Raw genomic sequence first — 19,294 nt, 5'->3', positions numbered from 1 at the left:
CATGCGCATCTTCGACCCCCACATCCACATGACCTCACGCACCACCGACGACTACGAACGGATGGCCGCCGCCGGAGTGCGCGCGGTGGTGGAGCCGGCGTTCTGGCTGGGGCAACCGCGTACCAGCGCGGCCTCGTTCACCGACTACTTCGACTCGCTGATCGGCTGGGAGCCGTTCCGGGCCGGGCAGTTCGGGGTGCGCCACTTCGCCACCATCGCGCTGAACCCCAAGGAGGCCAACGACCCGCGCTGCCGTCCGGTCCTCGACCTGCTGCCCCGCTACCTGGACAAGGACGCGGTGGTCGCGGTCGGCGAGATCGGGTACGACTCGATGACGCCCGAGGAGGACGAGGCGTTCGCCGCGCAGCTCGCCCTCGCGGTGGCGTACGACCTGCCGGCGCTGGTGCACACCCCGCACCGGGACAAGGCGCGCGGCTGCGAACGCACCCTCGCCGTGGTCGCCGAGTCCGGCATCGACGCGGGTCGCGTGGTGGTCGACCACCTCAACGAGGTGACCGTCAAGCTCGTCAGGGACAGCGGCTGCTGGCTGGGCTTCTCGATCTACCCGGACACCAAGATGACCCCGTCGCGCATGGTCGAGCTGCTGCGCGAGTACGGCACGGACCGGATGCTGGTCAACTCGGCGGCCGACTGGGGGCGTTCCGATCCGCTGCTGACCCGGGCCACCGGCGAGGCGATGGCCGAGGCAGGGTTCAGCGACGACGATGTCGACAAGGTGTTGTGGCGCAACCCGGTGGAGTTCTACGGGCAGTCGGGGCGGCTCGACCTCAGCGACCTGGAGGACCCCACCGCCGTGGACCCGCAGACCGGCAACTCGATCCTGCGCGGCGGTAGCTGATGCGGCTGCGACATGCCGGCGGTGAGACCGTCCACCTCGGCTACTGCACCAACGTGCACCCCGCCGAGGACCTCGCCGGCATCCTCAGCCAACTGGACACCTACGCCGTGCCGGTGCGTCAGGCGCTCGGCAGCGACCTGCTCGGGCTCGGCCTGTGGCTGGCCGCCCCGGTCGCCGCCGAACTGGCCGCCGACCAAACGCTGCGCCGCCGGCTCCGCGCCGAACTGGACGCGCGCGGTCTGGAGGTGGTCACCCTCAACGGCTTCCCGTACGCGGCCTTCCAGGCGCCGGTGGTGAAGCAGGACGTGTACCACCCGGACTGGACCACCGAGCAGCGGCTGACGTACACCCTGGACCTGGCCCGGGTGCTCGCCGACCTGCTGCCCGACGACGCGGCCCGGGGTTCGATCTCCACCCTGCCGCTGGCCTGGCGGCAACCGTGGGACACCGCCCGCGCGGACGCGGCGCGACAGCGACTGGACCAGCTGGCCGCCGGCCTGGCCGCGGTGCAGCGGGACACCGGCCGTGAGGTGCGCATCGCCTTCGAGCCGGAGCCCGGCTGTGTCGTGGAGAGCACCGCCCAGGCCGCCGCGATGCTGTCCGGAATGGACACCGACCGGTTGGGTGTCTGTGTCGACCTGGCCCATCTGGCCTGCGCCTGGGAGGAGCCCGCCGAGGCGCTGCACCGGTTGCGGGCCGCCGGCCTTCCGGTGGTGAAGGTGCAGGTGTCGGCCGCCGTCGAGGCCGCCGACCCGGAGGGTGGGGCCGAGGCGCTGCGCCGCTGGGTGGAGCCCCGCTTCCTGCACCAGACCCGGGGCGCCGGTTGTGCCGGTCTTTCCGACCCGGCCGACCCGACGTACGCGGCCGACGACCTGGACGAGGCGCTGGACCGGGCGCTGCCCGGCCCGTGGCGGGTGCACTACCACGTGCCCCTGCACGCCCCACCCGAGGAACCGCTCGGCTCGACCCTGCCGGTGCTCCGTGCGGCCCTGAGAGCGCTCTTCGACGGCCCGACCGCCGGCTGCGACCACCTCGACGTCGAGACGTACACCTGGGGGGTGCTGCCGGCCGCACGACGGCCCGGCACCGACGCGGAGCTGGCCGCCGGCATCGCCGCGGAACTGGCCTTCGCCCGCGACGAACTGGTCGGCCTCGGCCTGACCACGCAGCGATCCGTGAGCATGGGAGTGACGCGATGAGCCGGCGACTGGTGGTCCTCGACGTGGTGGGGTTGACGCCCCGACTACTGGCGCACATGCCGCGACTGCGGGGAGTCGCCGACGGCGGCTTCCGGGCCGAGCTGGGCACCGTGCTGCCCGCCGTGACCTGCTCGGTGCAGTCCACCTTCCTCACCGGCGAGCCGCCCAGCGGGCACGGGATCGTCGGCAACGGGTGGTACTTCCGGGAACTGGGCGAGGTGTTGCTGTGGCGGCAGCACAACGCGCTGGTCGGCGGGGACAAGCTCTGGCAGGCCGCCCGCCGGGCCGAGCCCGGCTACACGGTGGCCAACGTCTGCTGGTGGTACGCCATGGGCGCGGACGTGAACTGGACGGTCACGCCCCGGCCGGTCTACTACGCCGACGGGCGCAAGGAGCCGGACTGCTACACCGACCCGCCGGAGCTGCACGACGCGCTCACCGGCCGGCTGGGCACCTTCCCGCTGTTCACCTACTGGGGGCCGACGGCGGGCCTGCCGTCGTCGAAGTGGATCTGCCAGGCGGCCGAGCAGATCCTCGCCGACGTGTCACCCGACCTGACGCTCGTCTACGTGCCGCACCTGGACTACGACCTGCAACGCTTCGGTCCCTCGTCAGCCGAGGCCGCCGCGGCGGCGGCCGAGCTGGACGCGGTCCTCGGCCCGCTGCTGGACGCCGCCCGGGCCCGGGACGCCACGGTGGTGGTGCTGTCGGAGTACGGCATCACCGACGTGTCCCGGCCGGTGGACGTCAACCGGCTGCTGCGCGCCGAAGGGCTGCTCCGGGTGCACACCCAGGCCGGCATGGAGTACCTCGACCCGTGGACGTCGAAGGCGTTCGCTGTCGCCGACCACCAGGTGGCGCACGTCTACGTCAAGGACCCGGCCGACGTCGCGGCGGTGGCGAAGCTCTGCGCCAACCTGCCCGGGGTGGCCGAGGTGCTCGACGCCGACGGAAAAGCCGCCCACGGGCTGGACCACCCGCGCGCCGGTGAGTTGGTGCTGGTGGCCGAGCCGGATGCCTGGTTCACGTACTACTACTGGTTGGACGACGCCCGGGCACCCGACTTCGCCCGGCTGGTGGAGATCCACCGGAAGCCGGGTTACGACCCGGCGGAGCTGTTCTTCGACCCGGCCAACCCCGGTGCCGCGAAGGCCCGGGCCGGGGTCGCGCTGGCCCGCAAGAAGCTCGGCATGCGCTACCTGATGAGCGCGGTCGGCCTGGACGCCGGCGCGCGGGCGGTGCGCGGTTCGCACGGGCGGCTGCCGGACGAACCGGCCGATGCGCCGGTGCTGCTCTGCTCCGACCCGACGGCGGCCCGCGACAAGATCGCGGCCACCGAGGTCAAGGCGCTGCTGCTGGAGCTGGCCGGATTAGGCGTCGACGGCGCGAGCGGTTCAGGGGAGCGGACATGACGGTCACCGTCGCGCCCACCGACACCAGCGGGCTGCGGGCCCGCTTCGACGCGGAACTGGCCGGGTTCCTCGAGCGACAGGGCCCGGACTGGCCCGACGGCGCACCGCGTGGCGTGTTCACCGCCCTGCAACGGTTCGTCCTGGCCGGTGGCAAGCGGTTACGACCGCTCTTCTGCTACTGGGGCTGGCGTGGCGCGGGGGCGGCCGACGGCACCCCGATCGTGGTGGCCGCGGCGGCGCTGGAGCTGTTCCACGCGTTCGCGCTGATCCACGACGACATCCTGGATGGCAGCGACCGCCGCCGCGGTGAGCCGTCGGTGCACCGGCTCTTCGCCGACCTGCACGCCCGGTCGTCGTGGCGGGGTGACCCCGAGGCGTACGGCCGCAACACCGCGCTGCTCTGCGGGGACCTCTGCGCCGCATGGTCGGATCAGATGTTCCACGAGTGCGGGCTGAGCACCGAGCAGGTGCACCGGGGTTACGGCGTGTTCGCGCTGATGCGTACCGAGGTGATCGCGGGGGAGTACCTGGACCTGGTCTCCGGCGTCGGGGACGGCTCGGTGGCCAGCGCGCTCACCGTGATCCGGATGAAGGCCGCCCGGTACACGGTCACCCGACCCTTGCAGATCGGCGCGGCCCTGGCCGGCGCGGGACCGGAGCTGATCGCCGCGCTGGGCGAGTTCGGTGATCCGCTGGGTGACGCGTTCCAGCTCCGGGACGACGTTCTGGGCGTCTTCGGTGATCCGGCGGTCACCGGTAAGTCGGTCCTGGACGACCTGCGTGAGGGCAAGCCGACGGTCATGATGGCGCTGGCCCGCAGCGCGGCCGACCGGCCGCAGACCGTCCGGTTGCGGGAGCTGTTCGGCAACCCGGCGTTGGACGCCGAGGGCGCGGCGGAGTTGCGCGAGATCATCGAGGCGACCGGCGCGCGGGAGCGGATCGAGCAGATGATCCGGGTCCGGACGGCGGCCGCGCTGTCCGCTCTACAGAGCGCGGCGGTGGCCGACGAGGCCCGCGCGGCCCTGGTCGAGCTGGCCGGACAGGCGATCGACCGACGCGCCTGACCGGCGACTTTCGATCAAATCGACGAAAGTTGATGCTGAGCCACCGGAAGATATAGACACATCGACACATGGGACTTAGTGTCGTGACCAACACGACAATGTTTCGTCGAGGTGAACCGGCGGCGCGGTAACCCATCGACCCCCCACCACCGCTACGGCATCCGGCGCGACGGCGCGCGCCCGGCCTGGCAGTCACTCGTCAGGAAGGGGCAGCACAGATGTCCAAGAAGGACGTTCCCAGACAACGGTCCCGACGATGGTTCTCCGCCGGATCGGCACTGCTGCTCGCGGTCGCCGCCGGCACTGTCACACTCGCCGCCGGGTCGGCCCCCGCACAGGCGCACACCATCGTCGCCAGCGACTTCCAGCAGGTCGAGCTGGCCCGCGGCGTGACCGACATGGGTGAGCCGATGTCACTGGCGGTGCTGCCGGACCGCTCGGTCCTGCACACCGCCCGCAACGGCACCCTGCGCCGCACCGACGCCAACGGCACCACCAGCGTGATCGGCACCCTGTCGGTCTACACCCACGACGAGGAGGGGTTGCAGGGCGTCGGGGTCGACCCGGGCTTCGCCAGCAACCGGTACATCTACCTCTACTACGCCCCGCCGCTCTCCACCCCCGGCGGTGACGCGCCGGCCACCGGCACCGACTTCTCGGCCTGGAACGGCGTCAACCGGCTCTCCCGGTTCACCCTCAACGCGGACTTCACGCTCAACCAGTCCAGCAAGGTCGACGTGCTCGACGTACCGGCCAGCCGGGGCATCTGCTGCCACGTCGGTGGGGACATCGACTTCGACGCCGCCGGCAACCTCTACCTGTCCACCGGCGACGACACCAACCCGTTCGAGTCCGCCGGCTACTCGCCGCTGGACGAGCGGACCAACCGCAACCCCGCGTACGACGCGCAGCGCAGCGCCGGCAACACCAACGACCTGCGCGGCAAGATCCTGCGGATCAAGGTGAACGCGAACGGGACCTACTCCATCCCGTCGGGCAACATGTTCGCCCCCGGCATGGCCAGGACCCGGCCGGAGATCTACGCGATGGGGTTCCGCAACCCGTTCCGGATCAGCGTGGACAAGGCCACCGGGGTGGTCTACGTCGGTGACTACGGGCCGGACGCCGGCTCCACCAGCTCCACCCGTGGGCCGTCCGGCCAGGTCGAGTTCAACCGGGTCGCCGCACCGGGCAACTACGGCTGGCCGTACTGCACCGGCACCAACACCAGCACCGAGACGTACAACGAGTGGGACTTCGCGACGAACACCAGCGGCGCGAAGTACAACTGCACCGGCGGGCCGACAAACAACTCGTTCCGCAACACCGGCCTGACGACCCTGCCGCCGGCCCAGCCGGCGTGGATCCGGTACGCCGGAGACGCCGGCACCCCGACCGAGTTCGGCGGTGGCTCCGAGTCGCCGATGGGCGGCCCGGTCTACCGGTACAACGCCTCGTCGACCTCCACCACCAAGTTCCCGCAGTCGTTCGACGGGCAGTTCTTCGCCACCGAGTTCGGCCGCGGCTGGATCAAGCCGATCCACGTCAACGCCGACGGCTCCCGGGGCGCCATCGACACGTTCCCCTGGGTCGGCAAGCAGGTGATGGACTCCGCGTTCGGCCCGGACGGCGCGTACTACGTGCTCGACTACGGCACCGGCTACTTCAACGGTGACGCCAACTCGGCGCTCTACCGCTTCGACTACGTCGGCGGCGGCAACCGGGCGCCCACCGCGAAGGCCAGCGCCAACCGTACGTCCGGGGCGGCCCCGCTCACCGTGGCGTTCTCCTCGGCCGGCTCGTCCGACCCCGAGGGCGGCGCGCTCACCTACTCGTGGGCGTTCGGTGACGGGACCACCTCCACCTCGGCGAACCCGTCGAAGACGTACAACACCAACGGCACCTACACGGCCACGTTGACGGTGCGGGACCCGCAGGGCGCCACCGGCAGCAGCAGCGTGCAGATCAGCGTTGGCAACACCGCGCCCACGGTCACGATTAACAACCCGGGCAACGGTCAGCTGTTCAGCTTCGGGGACACCGTGCCGTACAGCATCACGGTGACCGACCCGGAGGACGGCACCATCGACTGCACCAAGGTCAAGATGACCTACGTGCTCGGGCACGACCAGCACGGGCACCAGATCACCTCGCAGACCGGATGCTCGGGATCGATCACCATCCCGGTCGACGGTGAGCACGACGACGCGGCGAACATCTTCGCGATCTTCGACGCCGAGTACACCGACGCCGGTGGGCTGACCACGCACACCCAGCACACGCTGCCGCCCCGGCACCGTCAGGCCGAGTTCTACGCCACCTCGTCGGGGATCAACGTGTTCAGCAAGACCCCGGCAGAGGGTGGCAAGACCGTCGGTGACATCAACAACGGCGACTGGATCGCGTTCCAGCCGTACCGGCTGGGCAACGTGACCTCGTTCAACGCCCGGGTCTCCTCGGCGGGTTCCGGTGGCACCCTCCAGGTCCGGGCCGGCTCGGCCACCGGCACCGTGCTCGGCTCGGCCACGGTCCCGGTGACCGGCGGCTGGGAAACCTTCACCACCGTCACCGGGACGATCAGCAACCCGCCGACCGGCACGACCACCCTCTACCTGACCTTCGCCGGGTCGGGCACCGGGGCGCTCTACGACCTGGACGCGTTCACCTTCGTCACCGGCACGCCGCCGGCCGGCGGGACCGGCCCGATCAAGGGCCTGGGCGGCAAGTGCCTGGACGTGCGGGGCGCCGCCACCGCCGACGGCACGCAGATCCAGATCTACACCTGCAACGGCAGCGCGGCGCAGACCTGGGCGGTCACCGCGAACTCGACGATCAAGTCGTTGGGCAAGTGTCTGGACGTCTCGGGTGCCGGCACCGCGGACGGCACCAAGATCCAGCTCTGGACCTGCAACGGCACGGCCGCGCAGAACTGGGCCGCCCAGGCCGACGGCACGCTCCGCAACCCGTCGTCCGGCAAGTGCCTCGATGTCTCCGGCAACAACTCCGCCGACAGCACCGTGGTCCACCTGTGGACCTGTGTCAGCGGTGCCGCCAACCAAAAGTGGACCCTGCCCTGAGCTGGCGGGAGGGGCCCTTCGACAACGCCTAGTGTGGTGCGAGGGGCCCCTCCTAACCGCAATTAGGAGAGCGATATGCGCAGACGCCTGCGACCCGTCCTCGGTGCGGCAATGGCCGCACTCGCCGTCATCGCCTGCACCACCCCGGCCACCCCGGCCAGCGCCGCCGACGCCCCGTACGACGTGCTGGTCTTCTCCAAGACCGCCGGGTTCCGGCACGACGCGATCCCGGTCGGCATCCAGACCATCCGCGACCTCGGCGCGGCGAACAACTTCACGGTCACCGCGACCGAGGACGCCGCCGCGTTCACCACCGGCAACCTGAACCAGTACGAGGCGGTCGTCTTCCTGAACACCACAGGCGACGTGCTCAACGCCAGCCAGCAGACCGCCTTCGAGTCGTACATCGGCTCCGGCCGTGGGTACGTGGGTGTGCACGCCGCAGCCGACACCGAGTACGACTGGCCGTTCTACGGCAACCTGGTGGGCGCCTGGTTCGCCTCGCACCCGGCGATCCAGCAGGCCAACATGAAGGTGGAGGACCGGGGCCACGCGGCGACCGGGCATCTGCCGCAGACCTGGACCCGCACCGACGAGTGGTACAACTACCGCACCAACGCCCGGTCGAGCGCCCACGTGCTGGCCACCCTCGACGAGTCGTCGTACTCCGGCGGCGGCATGGGCGCCGACCACCCGCTGAGCTGGTGCAAGAGCTACAGCGGCGGCCGGTCCTTCTACACCGGCGCGGGGCACACCCAGGCGTCGTACGCGGAGCCGGCGTTCCGCAACCACCTGCTCGGCGGCATCCGGTACGCCTCCGGTCGGAGCAAGGCCGACTGCCGGCCCGAGACCGGCTACACCCCGCTGTTCAACGGCTCGACGGCCGGTTGGTCACAGGCCGGCCCGGGCAGCTTCACCAACTCCGACGCCACCCTGACCTCGGTCGGCGGCATGGGGTTGTTCTGGTACAACGCCAAGCAGTTCACCAACTACTCGCTGAAGCTGGACTGGAAGCTGGCCGGTGACGACAACTCCGGCATCTTCATCGGGTTCCCGCCGTCGAGTGACCCGTGGTCGGCGGTGGACAACGGTTACGAGATCCAGATCGACGCCACCGACGCGGCCGACCGCACCACCGGCGCGGTCTACACCTTCAAGTCCGCCGACATCGCCGCCCGTGACGCGGCGCTGAACGCGCCGGGGGAGTGGAACACGTACGAGTTGCTGGTCGAGGGGGAGCGGCTCCAGATCTTCCTCAACGGCGTGAAGATCAACGACTTCACCAACACCAACCCGGTCCGATCGCTGGCCGGCCACATCGGCATCCAGAACCACGGCACCGGTGACGACGCCTCGTTCCGCAACATCCGGATCAAGGAGTTGGGCACCACGCCGCCGCCGACCGGCAACACCACGATCCAGGCCGAGACGTTCAGCTCGGCCAACGGCGTCTCCGCGTTCACCAAGGCGGGCGCCAACGGCGGGCAGACCATCGGCTACATCGACCCGGGCGACTGGGCCGCCTACAACGGTGTCAACCTGACCGGGGTCACCTCGTTCACGTCCCGGGTGGTCTCCGGCGGCGCGGGCGGCACCATCCAGGTGCGCACCGGTTCGGCCACCGGCCCGGTGCTGGGCTCGGTCGCCGTGCCCAACACCGGCAGTTGGACGACCTTCGCCAACGTCACCACGGCGTTGTCCAACGTTCCGTCCGGTACCCAGAACCTGTACCTCACCTTCACCGGTAACGGCACCGGGCTCTTCGACGTGGACGACTTCACACTGGTCAAGGGGAGCGGCGGCAGCACCGGGGTCGGCCCGATCAAGGGTCTCGCCGGTAAGTGCCTGGACGTGCGCAACGGTGCCACCGCCGACGGCACCCAGATCCAGATCTACACCTGCAACAGCAGCGCGGCGCAGACCTGGACGGTGACGCCGAACTCGACGATCAAGGCGCTCGGCAAGTGCCTGGACGTCAACGGCAGCGGCACCGCCGACGGCACCAAGATCCAGCTCTGGACCTGCAACGGCACCGGCGCGCAGAACTGGGCGGCGCAGTCCGACGGCACCCTGCGCAACCCGTCGTCGGGCAAGTGCCTGGACGTCTCCGGCAACAACTCCGCCGACAGCACCATCGTGCACCTCTGGACGTGCCTCAACGCGGCCAACCAGAAGTGGACGCTCCCCTGACCGACTGATCCCGGAGGGGCTGCGATCCACGTCGTCGGCCCCTCCGCGTCAGCCGGCCTGAGCGCCGACGTGTCCGGCTGGCGTCCCCCGCGGGCCACTCACATCGGCACAAGCGCGACGAGCGGTGTCTCCCACGAGCGTGATGCCTCTGAGTCATCCTGATGACTCAGAGGCATCACCGCCTCGCCCGCCGGCCCGCCATCGCCGGCCCGCCGTGGGCGCGGGGTCGCGGGGGAGGTCGGAGCCCTGGTGTGGGGCTGGTCCCCCGCACCGCTGCCGGGGCATTCGGATGCGGCACACTCCGTGGACGCCGTCGACCGGTTCACAGCTGGCTGCCGTACCTTGACCTGCATGGGGTTGTTCGCGCAGTGGCGTGGAGCGGTGCTGGCGCGAGGCCATCAGCTGCTCGGTGCGCTGGGCCGGGCGGAGGAGCCCGACGACCCGTCCGAGCCGACGCCCAGCCTGAACCGTCTCGACGCGTTGGTGGAGGGCTTCACCGCCGGCCAACCGGTGCGGTGGAGCATGGCCGGGCAACCTCGGCCGCTGCCCGGCCCGGTCGACGTGGTGGCGTACCGGATCATCGAGGAAGCGCTGACCAACGCCTGCCGGCACGCGCCGGGCGCTCCGGTCGGGGTCCGCCTGCGCTACGACGCCGCGGGCATCACCATCGAGATCCGCGACGAGGGCGCCGGGCCCGCCCAGGCAGGCGGCGGCAGCCAGGTCGCCGGGCGAGGTCTGCTCGAGGTATGCAGGCGCGCCGAGCGGCTCGGTGGCACCTTCTCCGCCGGCCCGCGTGCCGGAGGCGGCTTCACCGTACGGGCGGTCCTGCCCGCGCCCGAGGAAATGATCGGATGAACGGTCGACTCCAGGGCTTCCCCGATCGGGCACCTCGGAAATAGGCTGGGGGCGGCGACCGTGCTGGTGGCCGGTGACCCGGTGGGAGGCGCAACCCGCCGGGCCCAGGTGTGTTCCGCACCCACCGGTGACCGCGCGAACGCCGCGTACGTCCGGTCACCCCTCGCCCCGGTCCGCACAGGGAATCCCCATCACAACAGGGGAGAAGGACAATGGCGCGACCCATCACGCTCTTCACCGGCCAGTGGGCCGATCTTCCGTTCGAGGAGGTCTGCCGGCTCGCCTCCGAGTGGGGCTACGACGGTCTGGAGATCGCCTGCTGGGGCGACCACTTCGAGGTCGACAAGGCGCTCGCCGACGACTCGTACGTCGAGCGTAAGAAGGAGACCCTCGCGAAGTACAACCTCCAGGTCTTCACGATCTCCAACCACCTCGTCGGCCAGGCGGTCTGTGACCACCCGATCGACGAGCGGCACCAGGACATCCTGCCCGGCCGCATCTGGGGCGACGGGGAGCCCGAGGGGGTTCGTCAGCGGGCCGCCGAGGAGATCAAGGACACCGCGCGGGCGGCGGCGAAGCTCGGGGTGAAGACCGTTGTCGGCTTCACCGGTTCGTCGATCTGGCACACCCTGGCGATGTTCCCGCCGGTGCCGCCGGCGATGATCGAGCGTGGCTACCAGGACTTCGCCGACCGGTGGAACCCCATCCTCGACGTGTTCGACGAGGTGGGGGTGCGGTTCGCCCACGAGGTGCACCCGAGCGAGATCGCGTACGACTACTGGACGACGAAGCGGACGCTGGAGGCGATCGGCAACCGGCCCGCGTTCGGTCTGAACTGGGACCCGTCGCACTTCGTGTGGCAGGAGCTGGACCCGGTGAACTTCATCTTCGACTTCGCCGACCGGATCTACCACGTGGACTGCAAGGACGCGAAGGTGCGTACCGGGGACGGCCGGCGTGGCCGGCTCGCCTCGCACCTGCCCTGGGCGGACCTGCGCCGCGGGTGGGACTTCGTCTCCACCGGTCACGGCGACGTGCCCTGGGAGGACTGCTTCCGCGCGTTGAACGCGATCGGCTACACCGGCCCGATCTCGGTCGAGTGGGAAGACGCGGGGATGGACCGGCTGGTCGGCGCCCCGGAGGCGTTGCAGTTCGTCCGCCGGCTCGCCTTCGACGCACCGAGCGCCGCCTTCGACGCGGCGTTCAGCAGCAAGGACTGACCGCACCCCGGACCGACCACGGGCCGGTCGCCCTGCGGCGACCGGCCCGTGTACGTGCGTGTGGTCAGAGCGTGCTGGCGTTCGTGCCCGAGCCGGACGGCTTGGTGCGGGGGTTGGTGGACGACGGCGACCCGGAGGTCGTGCCGACCGTGCTGGTGCCCGCCTTGGCGCCCACGGTGGCGGGCGTGCCGGCGAACGCGTCGTCGGCGGCGGTCAACTCCTGCTTGCCGGTGCTGCCGTTGCCGGTGCCCAGCTTCTCGGCCAGTTTGGTCTGGCCGAGCTTGTCCTTGCCCTCGCTGTAGAGCTTGTTGGCCTGGGCCTGCGCGACCCCGGCCGCCTCCTGGACGGTCGGGTGGTCGAGCACCTTGCGGCCCCGGACCACGAGCTCTTCGTACTTCTCCCGGCCGGCACGGGCGCCCAGGACGAATCCCGCAGCCAGCCCGCCAAGAAACATGATCTTTCCGCGCATGGCGGCTCCTTCCGTACCTGACGCGCCGTCATCCTCCCGGCGAGTTGCCCCGTCGGAAGGCGACCTGTTCGCGCCTGCGTCCTCTGTCCGCAGCTAACTACCCATCCTGCTCTCCGCTCAAGCATGCTTGTGCCGGGATGGCGATTTACCCCGATTGTCACGGTGACGGCGGGCAGGGAACCCACTGGACCGCCACCGGGGGATGTCCTGTACTCTTGTCCCGTCGCACGGCGTCGGGGAGATCCGAAGTCGGACGGTGCACGATCCCCTGTAGCTCAATTGGCAGAGCAGCCGGCTGTTAACCGGCAGGTTATTGGTTCGAGTCCAATCGGGGGAGCTTCTCACCCGCCCGTCGGCCACCGGCCGACGGGCGTTTTCGTGTGTGTGACCGGGTTTCACCCACCCTGGACCTGCCTGCCCGGCAGGATGGTCGATGTCGACTGAGGCTCCCGCTGCGTCGATTGATGCGTCGATCCTTGGGGTGAGTGCGGATGTCCGGACGAGGCGGCAAGGCCACGCTGATCGCGGTGGCGGTCGTGCTGGCCTGGTTGGTGATCGGCGGCGTGTCCGGCCCGTACGCGGGACGTCTGAGCGAGGTCGCCACCAACGACAACGCCGCCTTCCTGCCCACCGACGCCGAGGCGACCCGCGCCCAGGATCTCGCCGGCGAGTTCGTCGACCGGCAGACCACCCCGGCGCTGGTCGTCTACGAGCGGCCCTCCGGGATCACCGACGCGGACCGGCAACGGGTCAGCGCCGACGCCGCCCGGTTCGCCCAGATCCCCGGCGTGGTCACCCCGCTGCCCCCACCCATCCCGAGCGAGGACGGCCAGGCACTCCAGGTCGTCGTACCGGTGGACGACGCCGAGGGCGAGGAGATCGGCGCGGTCGTCGAGCAACTGCGCGACATCACCGGCGGCGACCGGGACGGTCTCACCGTCGACGTCTCCGGCCCGGCCGGCCTGCTCGCCGACCTGATCGAGGTCTTCTCGGCGATCGACGGCCCACTGCTGCTGGTCACCCTGGTCGTGGTGCTGATCATCCTGCTGGTCGTCTACCGCAGCCCGGTGCTCTGGATCTTCCCGCTGCTCGCCGCCGGCATGTCGTACGCCCTCGCCTCGGTCTTCGTCTACCTGCTCGCCGACGCGGACGTGCTCAAGCTCAACGGGCAGGCCCAGGGCATCCTCACCGTGCTGGTCTTCGGCGCCGGCACCGACTACGCGCTGCTGCTGATCGCCCGCTACCGGGAGGAGCTGCACCGGCACGACCGTCCCTGGCCGGCCATGAAGGCCGCGTGGAAGGGTGCCGCACCGGCCATCATCGCGTCCGGCGGCACCGTCATCGTCAGCCTGCTCTGCCTGCTGCTGTCCAGCCTCAACTCCAACCGGGCGCTCGGCCCGGTCGCCGCCATCGGCATCGCCGCCACCCTGCTGGTGATGCTCACCTTCCTACCCGCGCTGCTGGTGCTCGGCGGGCGGTGGGCGTTCTGGCCCCGACGGCCCGAAGCCGACCAGGCCGACCCACGGGCCGAACACGGCATCTGGAGCCGCATCGCCGGCTTCGTCGCCCGGCACGCCCGGCCGATCTGGCTGAGCACCGCCGTGGTGCTGGCAGTGCTGACGCTCGGCCTCACCCAGCTCGGCGCCACCACCCTCGGCCAGTCCGACCTCTTCACCCAGCGCACCGACTCGGTGGACGGCCAGGAGGTGATCGCCCGGCACTACCCGGCCGGCACCGGCAGCCCAGCCACCATCTTCACCACCGAGCAGACCGCCCGGCAGGTCGCCCAGGTCGCGAAGGACGTGCCCGGCGTCGCCGACGTCCGCCCCCTCACCACCGGCCCGCAGACCGGCCCACCCGAGGCGAACGCCGCCCCGAAGGTCGTCGACGGGCGGGTGCAGTTGGAAGCCACCCTGGCCGACCCACCCGACAGCGACGGCGCCGAACGGACCATCCGCGAGCTGCGGGTCGCCGTACACCAGGTGCCCGGCGCGGACGCGGTCGTCGGCGGCTTCACCGCGATCAACGTGGACACCTCGGACGCCGCGAAGCGCGACCAGAACGTCATCATCCCGGTGGTGCTGGTGGTCATCGCGGTCATCCTGGCCCTGCTGCTGCGCGCGTTGCTCGCCCCGGTGCTGCTGATCGCCACCGTGCTGCTCAGCTTCGCGGCGACCCTGGGCCTCTGCGCGCTGCTGTTCCGCCACGTCTTCGACTTCCCCGGCGTGGACTCGTCGTTCCCGCTGTTCGCGTTCGTCTTCCTGGTCGCGCTCGGCATCGACTACAACATCTTCCTGATGAGCCGGGTCCGCGAGGAGTCGGTGAAGCGCGGCACCCGCGCCGGGGTGCTCTCCGGCCTCGCCGTCACCGGCGGCGTGATCACCTCCGCCGGCATCGTGCTCGCCGCGACCTTCTCCGCCCTCGCCGTCCTGCCGCTTGTGGTGCTCGTCGAGCTGGGTACGGCGGTCGCGATCGGGGTGCTGATCGACACCATCGTCGTCCGCTCGCTGCTGGTGCCCGCGCTCGCGTACGACATCGGGCCGAAGATCTGGTGGCCGGGCCGGTTGTCCCGGGCGAACGGCGAGCGGGAGGCGCGCGACGCTGGTTGAGACGGTCGCGCGCCGCTGTCAGTCCGGCACGCCGGCGCGCTGCCGCACCCCCCGGGGAATCCAGGACGGCGCTCCGCCGTCCAGGTTGCGCTCCTTCTCGACGAACGCCAGGTTGTGGTAGAAGTGCACGCCCCCGATGTCCGGGTCGGTGAAGGCGGGAGTCCGTCCGACGATCTCCTCGTGGTGCAGGCCGTCGACGAGCGTCTTGAGGAACCCGAGGCTCGTCGCCGGGTCGTCGTAGGTTCCGGCCCGACCGCCGAAGGTCGGCCAGTACGACGTCTGCAGGTCCTCCATGACGTACAGGCCGCCGTGGCGCAGGACGGGGAAGAGGGCCGCGAACGAGGCGAGCAGGTGGGCGCTGACGTGGCTGCCGTCGTCGATGACGATGTCCGGCCTGCCCATCACCTCCACCACCCGGGCCAGGTCGGCGGGGGATGACTGGTCGCCCTGCAACACGGTGACCCGCTGGCCGCTGAGGTGCGACTTGTCGACGATGTCGAGCCCGTAGACGAGCGCCCGGGGAAAGTAGCGCCGCCAGACCTCCAGTGACGCCCCGCCGCGGTGCTGGTCGCCGAACCCGCCCACCCCGATCTCCAGGATGGTCAGCGGCTGGTCGCGCAGCGGGCCGAAGTGCTGCTCGTACCGGCGGGGGTAGGTGTGGTGGCCCCACTTGTCGGAGCCGTAGCGGACGCAGAGTTCGGCCAGGCCGACGTCGTACGGCCGGTCCAGCGCGTCCACGACTCGTCGCACCACGTCGTAGGCGGGCAGTGGGCGGTCGAACGCCGACGGGTCCTCCAGGTGCCCCCAGCGGACCACCCGGCTCGCGCTGGACTGCGCACCGCGCGGCCCGAACAGGCTTCTGACCACCTCGGTGAGGTCCTGGGTCAGCGACGCGTCGGGCGTCCCGACGGGCTCACCCGCCCCGTCGGGGAGGTGCGCGACCCCCGCCGACCCGACCTGGAGCCCGTACCGGATCGTCGCGTCGCCGTGCCGCAGCCCCACCTGGACGGCGACGTCGGGACCCGCCGGAACGTCTGCCCGGTGCAGCAGCTCGCCGACCACGGTGGCGGCGACGGCGTCCACCCCGAGGTCGTCGATCACCGCGGTGATGCCGTCGGCGCCGCCTCCGGCCGCGGAGATGAGTCTGCCGATTCCCGCCCGGTCCACAGTCGTCTGCATCGGAAGATCATAAATGTCTGCCGCACTGTTTCGGGGGTACGTGGAAGGCCCCGCCAGACCCGGCGACCGGTGTAGCGCCACTGTCGCGCGGACCGCCGGACAGACCCTGACCAGCCACTTTGGCACATCCCGGCGGGACGCTGCGGCGGCCTCGCCGCCGCTGGGCCAGTGGGTTGTCCAGTTGCGAAAGTTGGAACCCGGGAAATTCCAGGTGTGAACCCCCGTCGATCCGCGCTGACCTGGGGTTTCGCCGGCTTCCCGGCCGTCGCGTTCGGATCGGCCAACCGGTACATCGGACAAAATGCCGCGGCCCGTAGAAACGAATTTAATACGGCCCGACATCGACGCCTTGCCGGGTCCTACCCGGTCGTGATTATCTTCAACCACGCCGCTCGCCGGTACGACAGAAAGACAGTCGGAAGGCAGGCGGAAGACCGGGTCCGGCGCCCTCGCCGGAATATTCAACTGAACGTTGGCTGCGCCTTGGCGTGCCCGTCCGAGAATTGTTGGAGGTGGCGACGGTGGTCACGAAACACGTGATGCCGATCGACTTGGACTCGGTCCCCGAGGTTGACGAAGTGCTGGTGGAGCTGGGTGTCGGCCCGTTCGTACGGGACACCGTCTCTGCTCCGATCGGCCGTAACGACGCCTGGTCGGGAGTCACCGAAAGTGGCCGGGACGTTTTCGTCAAGCGTCTCACCGGGCAGGTCGAGGACACCAAGAACAGAATGCGCAGGCTGCTCGACTTCGAGGCTTACGCCGCGAAAGCCAATTTCGAGAATGTGCACTGGCCGCAATTCATCGGCAGTCACCCCGACCACCGGATCGTCGTTTTCGAACGAATCAACGATGCGGTGAACGGTGCCGCGCTGATGGTCGACGAGACCTTCAGCCTGGCCCACGCGCAGCAGGTCGGCCGGGCGATCGGCCACCTGCACGCGACCCCGCCACCGGAGGGTCTGCGCCTCGACGAGTCGCCACCCGGGTTCCCGCCGGTCACGTTCCTGCAGGGCCTGCCGCTCTCGGTGTTCCTCAAGTCGAGTGCCGGCGAGATCGAGGCCTGGCGGTTGTTGCAGAACGACCCCGAGCTGATCGCCGCGGTGCAGCGCCTGCGCGACGCCGAACGGGACGCTCCCCGCGTTCCCTCGCACTGCGACCTGCGGGTGGACCAGTTCCTGGTCGCCGAGGACGGGTTGTTCCTCACCGACTGGGAGGAGTTCCGACTGGCCGACCCGGCCCGTGACGTCGGCGCGTTCGCCGGGGAGTGGGTCTACCGGTCGGTGCTCGACCTGGTCACCAACCGGGGCGACGAGGCGTTCGTCGACACCGAGTTCACCCACGAGCTGGTCCTGCAACGCGGCGTCGAGAAGATGCGCCGACTGCTGCCGCTGGTGCACGAGTTCTGGCGGGCGTACACGGACGTCCGGCCGGACATCGATGCGGGCCTCGCGGTCCGCGCGACCGCCTTCGCCGGCTGGCACCTGCTGGACCGGCTGGTCGCTGGCGCCCTGTCCTCGTCGCGGCTGTCCGCCATCCAGCGCGCCGCCGCCGGCGTCGGCCGCGCCGCGCTGGTCAACCCCGAGAAGTTCGCCACCACCCTCGGCTTTGGAGGTGCCCGATGACGTTGCAGGCTGAACCACTGGCCGGGGAACTGGCCCCCGCGATCCGGGACGCGGTCCGTCAGATCCGGGGTCTCCCCGGACCGGACCACGGCCGTGATCGGTGGTCGCGAGGTCGTCGCCGACTTCCCCCGCGAGCTTCGCCGGTTGCTCGCCGAATCGATCTACAACGTGCTGCACTCCGGCCAGCCGGACGGCAAGGTGCCGACCCGGTTGCGGGAGGACGCACTCGAGGAACGCCTCACCGCGGCCGTGCCACACCGGCAGATCCAGGTCGGGGCGGTCGTCCGGTCCACCGTCCAGCGCGACGCCGCCGGACGCGGACGGATCCTCGTCGAACGTGAGGGCCTGCGGATCTGGGCGCCGGTCGAAGCGATCACCACGACCGGGTACGCCCCGGGCGAGCCGGTGCGGTTGGCCGTGCCGCCGTGGCGGGCCGCGCTGTCACCGGGCTTCTTCCTTGTCGACGGTTCCCGGCAACGGGACACCTCCCGGGGCGTGCTGCGGGTCTACCTCAACGTCCTCGACGTGGATCACGCGGTCGAGGCCTGGCGCGAGGTGCTCACGTTCCTCGAGGAGCGCCAGGTGCCGTACCGGGCGAAGGTGCTCTCCGCCCGGGAGCTCTATCCCCGACGCGACGCGATCGTGGTCTACCTGGGCAGCGACTGGAAGCACGTCGCCGCCGACCTGGCGGAGCTGGCCCAAGGTCTGCGCGGCACCGGCCCCGAGACGTCGGTGTTCGTCGAGCGGATCGCCCCCGGCGTCGGCACGGCCTGGGAGCCGGTCGACGGCAGGTCCGGCCGGCAGGGGCTGAGCTTCGGCCAGCACCGCGCCACCGTCCTGGCCGCGGCACTGGTGGAGGCCGCCGACGACCTCCAGCGGGTCGACTCGCTGATCGTCTCGCGCTTCCGGGAGGCCGGCATCGACCCGACCAACCCGGCCCGCAACACCACCGTCTGAAACCGACCGACAACACATCGCCAAGACCTGAGCTCGCTTGCTGGGAGGGTCAACAGGGGCGTTCCCAGTTTGGAGCTCAGTGCTTCCCCGAAGGAGAGAGAAGTGAACACGGACATCACCAAGAGCGACAACATCATGGAGCTCGTGTCCAGCTACGAGACCTACCTCGAGGCGGACGACGACCTGGGTGTCTCCGCCGTCGCGGACGCCCCGGCGACCACCTGGTACTGCGCGAGCGCCGCGGTCAGCTTCCTCACCGCCGCCACCTACGAGGCGACCTGCTGACCAGCTCTTCCCCGATCCCGTCCGCGGTCGCGCGGACGTCAGGTAACACCACGCACACAGAGGAGAGGTACATGCAGGAGAAGGCGAACAACATCGAGGAGCTGCTGGCGGGCTACGAGACCTACAGCACCGCCGAGGACATCGACCTCTCGGCCGTCTCGGACGCTCCCGCCACGACTCCCGGCTGCGCCATCGTCAGCGCCGGCGTCAGCTGGATGAGCGGCCAGGTGGTCTCGAAGACCATCGACGACGGCTGCTGAAACGAGTACCAGGTCCGGAGCGGCGGGCCGGAACCCC

Annotated in this window: 15 protein-coding genes and 1 tRNA gene; 14 read left to right on the top strand and 2 right to left on the bottom strand. The window is 70.5% G+C overall.

Translation table 11 applies throughout. The features are described 5' to 3' along the window. Position 1 precedes the first annotated feature (1 nt). The 8 genes from QSK15_RS19280 to QSK15_RS19245 all read left to right on the top strand — a co-directional run bounded on the left by QSK15_RS19280 (position 2) and on the right by QSK15_RS19245 (position 11,876). Positions 2 to 859: a TatD family hydrolase gene (locus tag QSK15_RS19280; protein ID WP_285795536.1), complete on the top strand. Its 858-nt coding sequence runs from the start codon at positions 2 to 4 to the stop codon at positions 857 to 859. Further along, positions 859 to 2,058: a metabolite traffic protein EboE gene (eboE, locus tag QSK15_RS19275; protein ID WP_285795535.1), complete on the top strand. Its 1,200-nt coding sequence runs from the start codon at positions 859 to 861 to the stop codon at positions 2,056 to 2,058. Before QSK15_RS19280 ends, eboE begins: the two co-directional genes overlap by 1 nt. Next, complete coding sequence (locus tag QSK15_RS19270) at positions 2,055 to 3,470, top strand: alkaline phosphatase family protein (protein ID WP_285795534.1); 1,416 nt, start codon at positions 2,055 to 2,057, stop codon at positions 3,468 to 3,470. Before eboE ends, QSK15_RS19270 begins: the two co-directional genes overlap by 4 nt. Beyond that, entirely contained in the window at positions 3,467 to 4,534 is a 1,068-nt protein-coding gene (locus QSK15_RS19265; protein ID WP_285795533.1) for a polyprenyl synthetase family protein, read from the top strand. Before QSK15_RS19270 ends, QSK15_RS19265 begins: the two co-directional genes overlap by 4 nt. Before the next feature lie 218 nt (positions 4,535 to 4,752). Next, entirely contained in the window at positions 4,753 to 7,611 is a 2,859-nt protein-coding gene (locus QSK15_RS19260) for a PQQ-dependent sugar dehydrogenase (RefSeq protein ID WP_285795532.1), read from the top strand. 75 nt (positions 7,612 to 7,686) lie between these two features. Beyond that, positions 7,687 to 9,801, top strand: a complete 2,115-nt coding sequence (locus QSK15_RS19255; RefSeq protein WP_285795531.1) for a ThuA domain-containing protein — start codon at positions 7,687 to 7,689, stop codon at positions 9,799 to 9,801. Positions 9,802 to 10,152: 351 nt separating this feature from the next. Then, positions 10,153 to 10,656, top strand: a complete 504-nt coding sequence (locus QSK15_RS19250) for a sensor histidine kinase (RefSeq protein ID WP_285795530.1) — start codon at positions 10,153 to 10,155, stop codon at positions 10,654 to 10,656. A 212-nt stretch (positions 10,657 to 10,868) separates the two neighbouring features. Continuing rightward, the gene (locus QSK15_RS19245; protein WP_210865393.1) at positions 10,869 to 11,876 is read left to right on the top strand and encodes a sugar phosphate isomerase/epimerase family protein; all 1,008 of its coding nucleotides are present in this window, start codon (positions 10,869 to 10,871) and stop codon (positions 11,874 to 11,876) included. 64 nt (positions 11,877 to 11,940) lie between these two features. On the opposite strand, the gene QSK15_RS19240 is transcribed toward QSK15_RS19245, so the two are convergent. Next, positions 11,941 to 12,345 carry a hypothetical protein gene (locus tag QSK15_RS19240; protein ID WP_030330394.1) on the bottom strand — a complete coding sequence of 135 codons (405 nt, stop codon included), beginning with the start codon at positions 12,343 to 12,345 and terminating at the stop codon, positions 11,941 to 11,943. A 264-nt stretch (positions 12,346 to 12,609) separates the two neighbouring features. On the opposite strand from QSK15_RS19240, the gene QSK15_RS19235 reads away from it, so the two are divergent. Together QSK15_RS19235 and QSK15_RS19230 are read left to right on the top strand one after the other, a co-directional pair. After that, positions 12,610 to 12,682, top strand: a tRNA-Asn gene (locus QSK15_RS19235). Positions 12,683 to 12,836: 154 nt separating this feature from the next. Further along, positions 12,837 to 14,954, top strand: coding sequence for an MMPL family transporter (locus QSK15_RS19230; protein WP_285795529.1), 2,118 nt, complete (start codon positions 12,837 to 12,839; stop codon positions 14,952 to 14,954). 18 nt (positions 14,955 to 14,972) lie between these two features. Here the strand turns inward: QSK15_RS19230 and QSK15_RS19225 are convergent, their stop codons facing one another. After that, complete coding sequence (locus QSK15_RS19225; protein ID WP_285795528.1) at positions 14,973 to 16,133, bottom strand: class I SAM-dependent methyltransferase; 1,161 nt, start codon at positions 16,131 to 16,133, stop codon at positions 14,973 to 14,975. 539 nt (positions 16,134 to 16,672) lie between these two features. Here QSK15_RS19225 and lxmK point away from each other — a divergent pair. The 4 genes from lxmK to QSK15_RS19205 all read left to right on the top strand — a co-directional run bounded on the left by lxmK (position 16,673) and on the right by QSK15_RS19205 (position 19,257). After that, the gene (gene lxmK / locus QSK15_RS19220) at positions 16,673 to 17,755 is read left to right on the top strand and encodes a class V lanthionine synthetase subunit LxmK (protein ID WP_030330391.1); all 1,083 of its coding nucleotides are present in this window, start codon (positions 16,673 to 16,675) and stop codon (positions 17,753 to 17,755) included. Between the two features lie 93 nt (positions 17,756 to 17,848). Further along, a complete protein-coding gene (locus tag QSK15_RS19215) occupies positions 17,849 to 18,712 on the top strand; it encodes a T3SS effector HopA1 family protein (protein WP_285795527.1) in 864 nt (287 codons plus the stop codon). A 102-nt stretch (positions 18,713 to 18,814) separates the two neighbouring features. Continuing rightward, positions 18,815 to 18,997 (top strand): hypothetical protein, encoded by a 183-nt coding sequence (locus QSK15_RS19210; protein ID WP_030330389.1) that lies wholly within the window; start codon positions 18,815 to 18,817, stop codon positions 18,995 to 18,997. 71 nt (positions 18,998 to 19,068) lie between these two features. Beyond that, positions 19,069 to 19,257: an LxmA leader domain family RiPP gene (locus QSK15_RS19205; RefSeq protein ID WP_030330388.1), complete on the top strand. Its 189-nt coding sequence runs from the start codon at positions 19,069 to 19,071 to the stop codon at positions 19,255 to 19,257. Positions 19,258 to 19,294: the final 37 nt, after the last annotated feature.

It is taken from the genome of Micromonospora sp. NBRC 107095, assembly GCF_030269705.1.
In the GTDB taxonomy this organism is placed as follows: Bacteria; Actinomycetota; Actinomycetes; order Mycobacteriales; family Micromonosporaceae; genus Micromonospora; species Micromonospora parva.
This window is presented reverse-complemented; position numbering and strand designations above follow the sequence as displayed.

Bases quoted from the DNA above. Each gene is read 5' to 3' on its own strand.
- QSK15_RS19205 (WP_030330388.1), top strand. From the start codon at position 19,069: ATGCAGGAGAAGGCGAACAACATCGAGGAGCTGCTGGCGGGCTACGAG.
- lxmK (WP_030330391.1), top strand. From the start codon at position 16,673: ATGCCGATCGACTTGGACTCGGTCCCCGAGGTTGACGAAGTGCTGGTG.
- QSK15_RS19250 (WP_285795530.1), top strand. From the start codon at position 10,153: ATGGGGTTGTTCGCGCAGTGGCGTGGAGCGGTGCTGGCGCGAGGCCAT.
- QSK15_RS19240 (WP_030330394.1), bottom strand. From the start codon at position 12,345: ATGCGCGGAAAGATCATGTTTCTTGGCGGGCTGGCTGCGGGATTCGTC.
- QSK15_RS19255 (WP_285795531.1), top strand. From the start codon at position 7,687: ATGCGCAGACGCCTGCGACCCGTCCTCGGTGCGGCAATGGCCGCACTC.
- QSK15_RS19270 (WP_285795534.1), top strand. From the start codon at position 2,055: ATGAGCCGGCGACTGGTGGTCCTCGACGTGGTGGGGTTGACGCCCCGA.
- QSK15_RS19265 (WP_285795533.1), top strand. From the start codon at position 3,467: ATGACGGTCACCGTCGCGCCCACCGACACCAGCGGGCTGCGGGCCCGC.
- QSK15_RS19280 (WP_285795536.1), top strand. From the start codon at position 2: ATGCGCATCTTCGACCCCCACATCCACATGACCTCACGCACCACCGAC.
- QSK15_RS19230 (WP_285795529.1), top strand. From the start codon at position 12,837: ATGTCCGGACGAGGCGGCAAGGCCACGCTGATCGCGGTGGCGGTCGTG.
- eboE (WP_285795535.1), top strand. From the start codon at position 859: ATGCGGCTGCGACATGCCGGCGGTGAGACCGTCCACCTCGGCTACTGC.
- QSK15_RS19225 (WP_285795528.1), bottom strand. From the start codon at position 16,133: ATGCAGACGACTGTGGACCGGGCGGGAATCGGCAGACTCATCTCCGCG.
- QSK15_RS19260 (WP_285795532.1), top strand. From the start codon at position 4,753: ATGTCCAAGAAGGACGTTCCCAGACAACGGTCCCGACGATGGTTCTCC.
- QSK15_RS19245 (WP_210865393.1), top strand. From the start codon at position 10,869: ATGGCGCGACCCATCACGCTCTTCACCGGCCAGTGGGCCGATCTTCCG.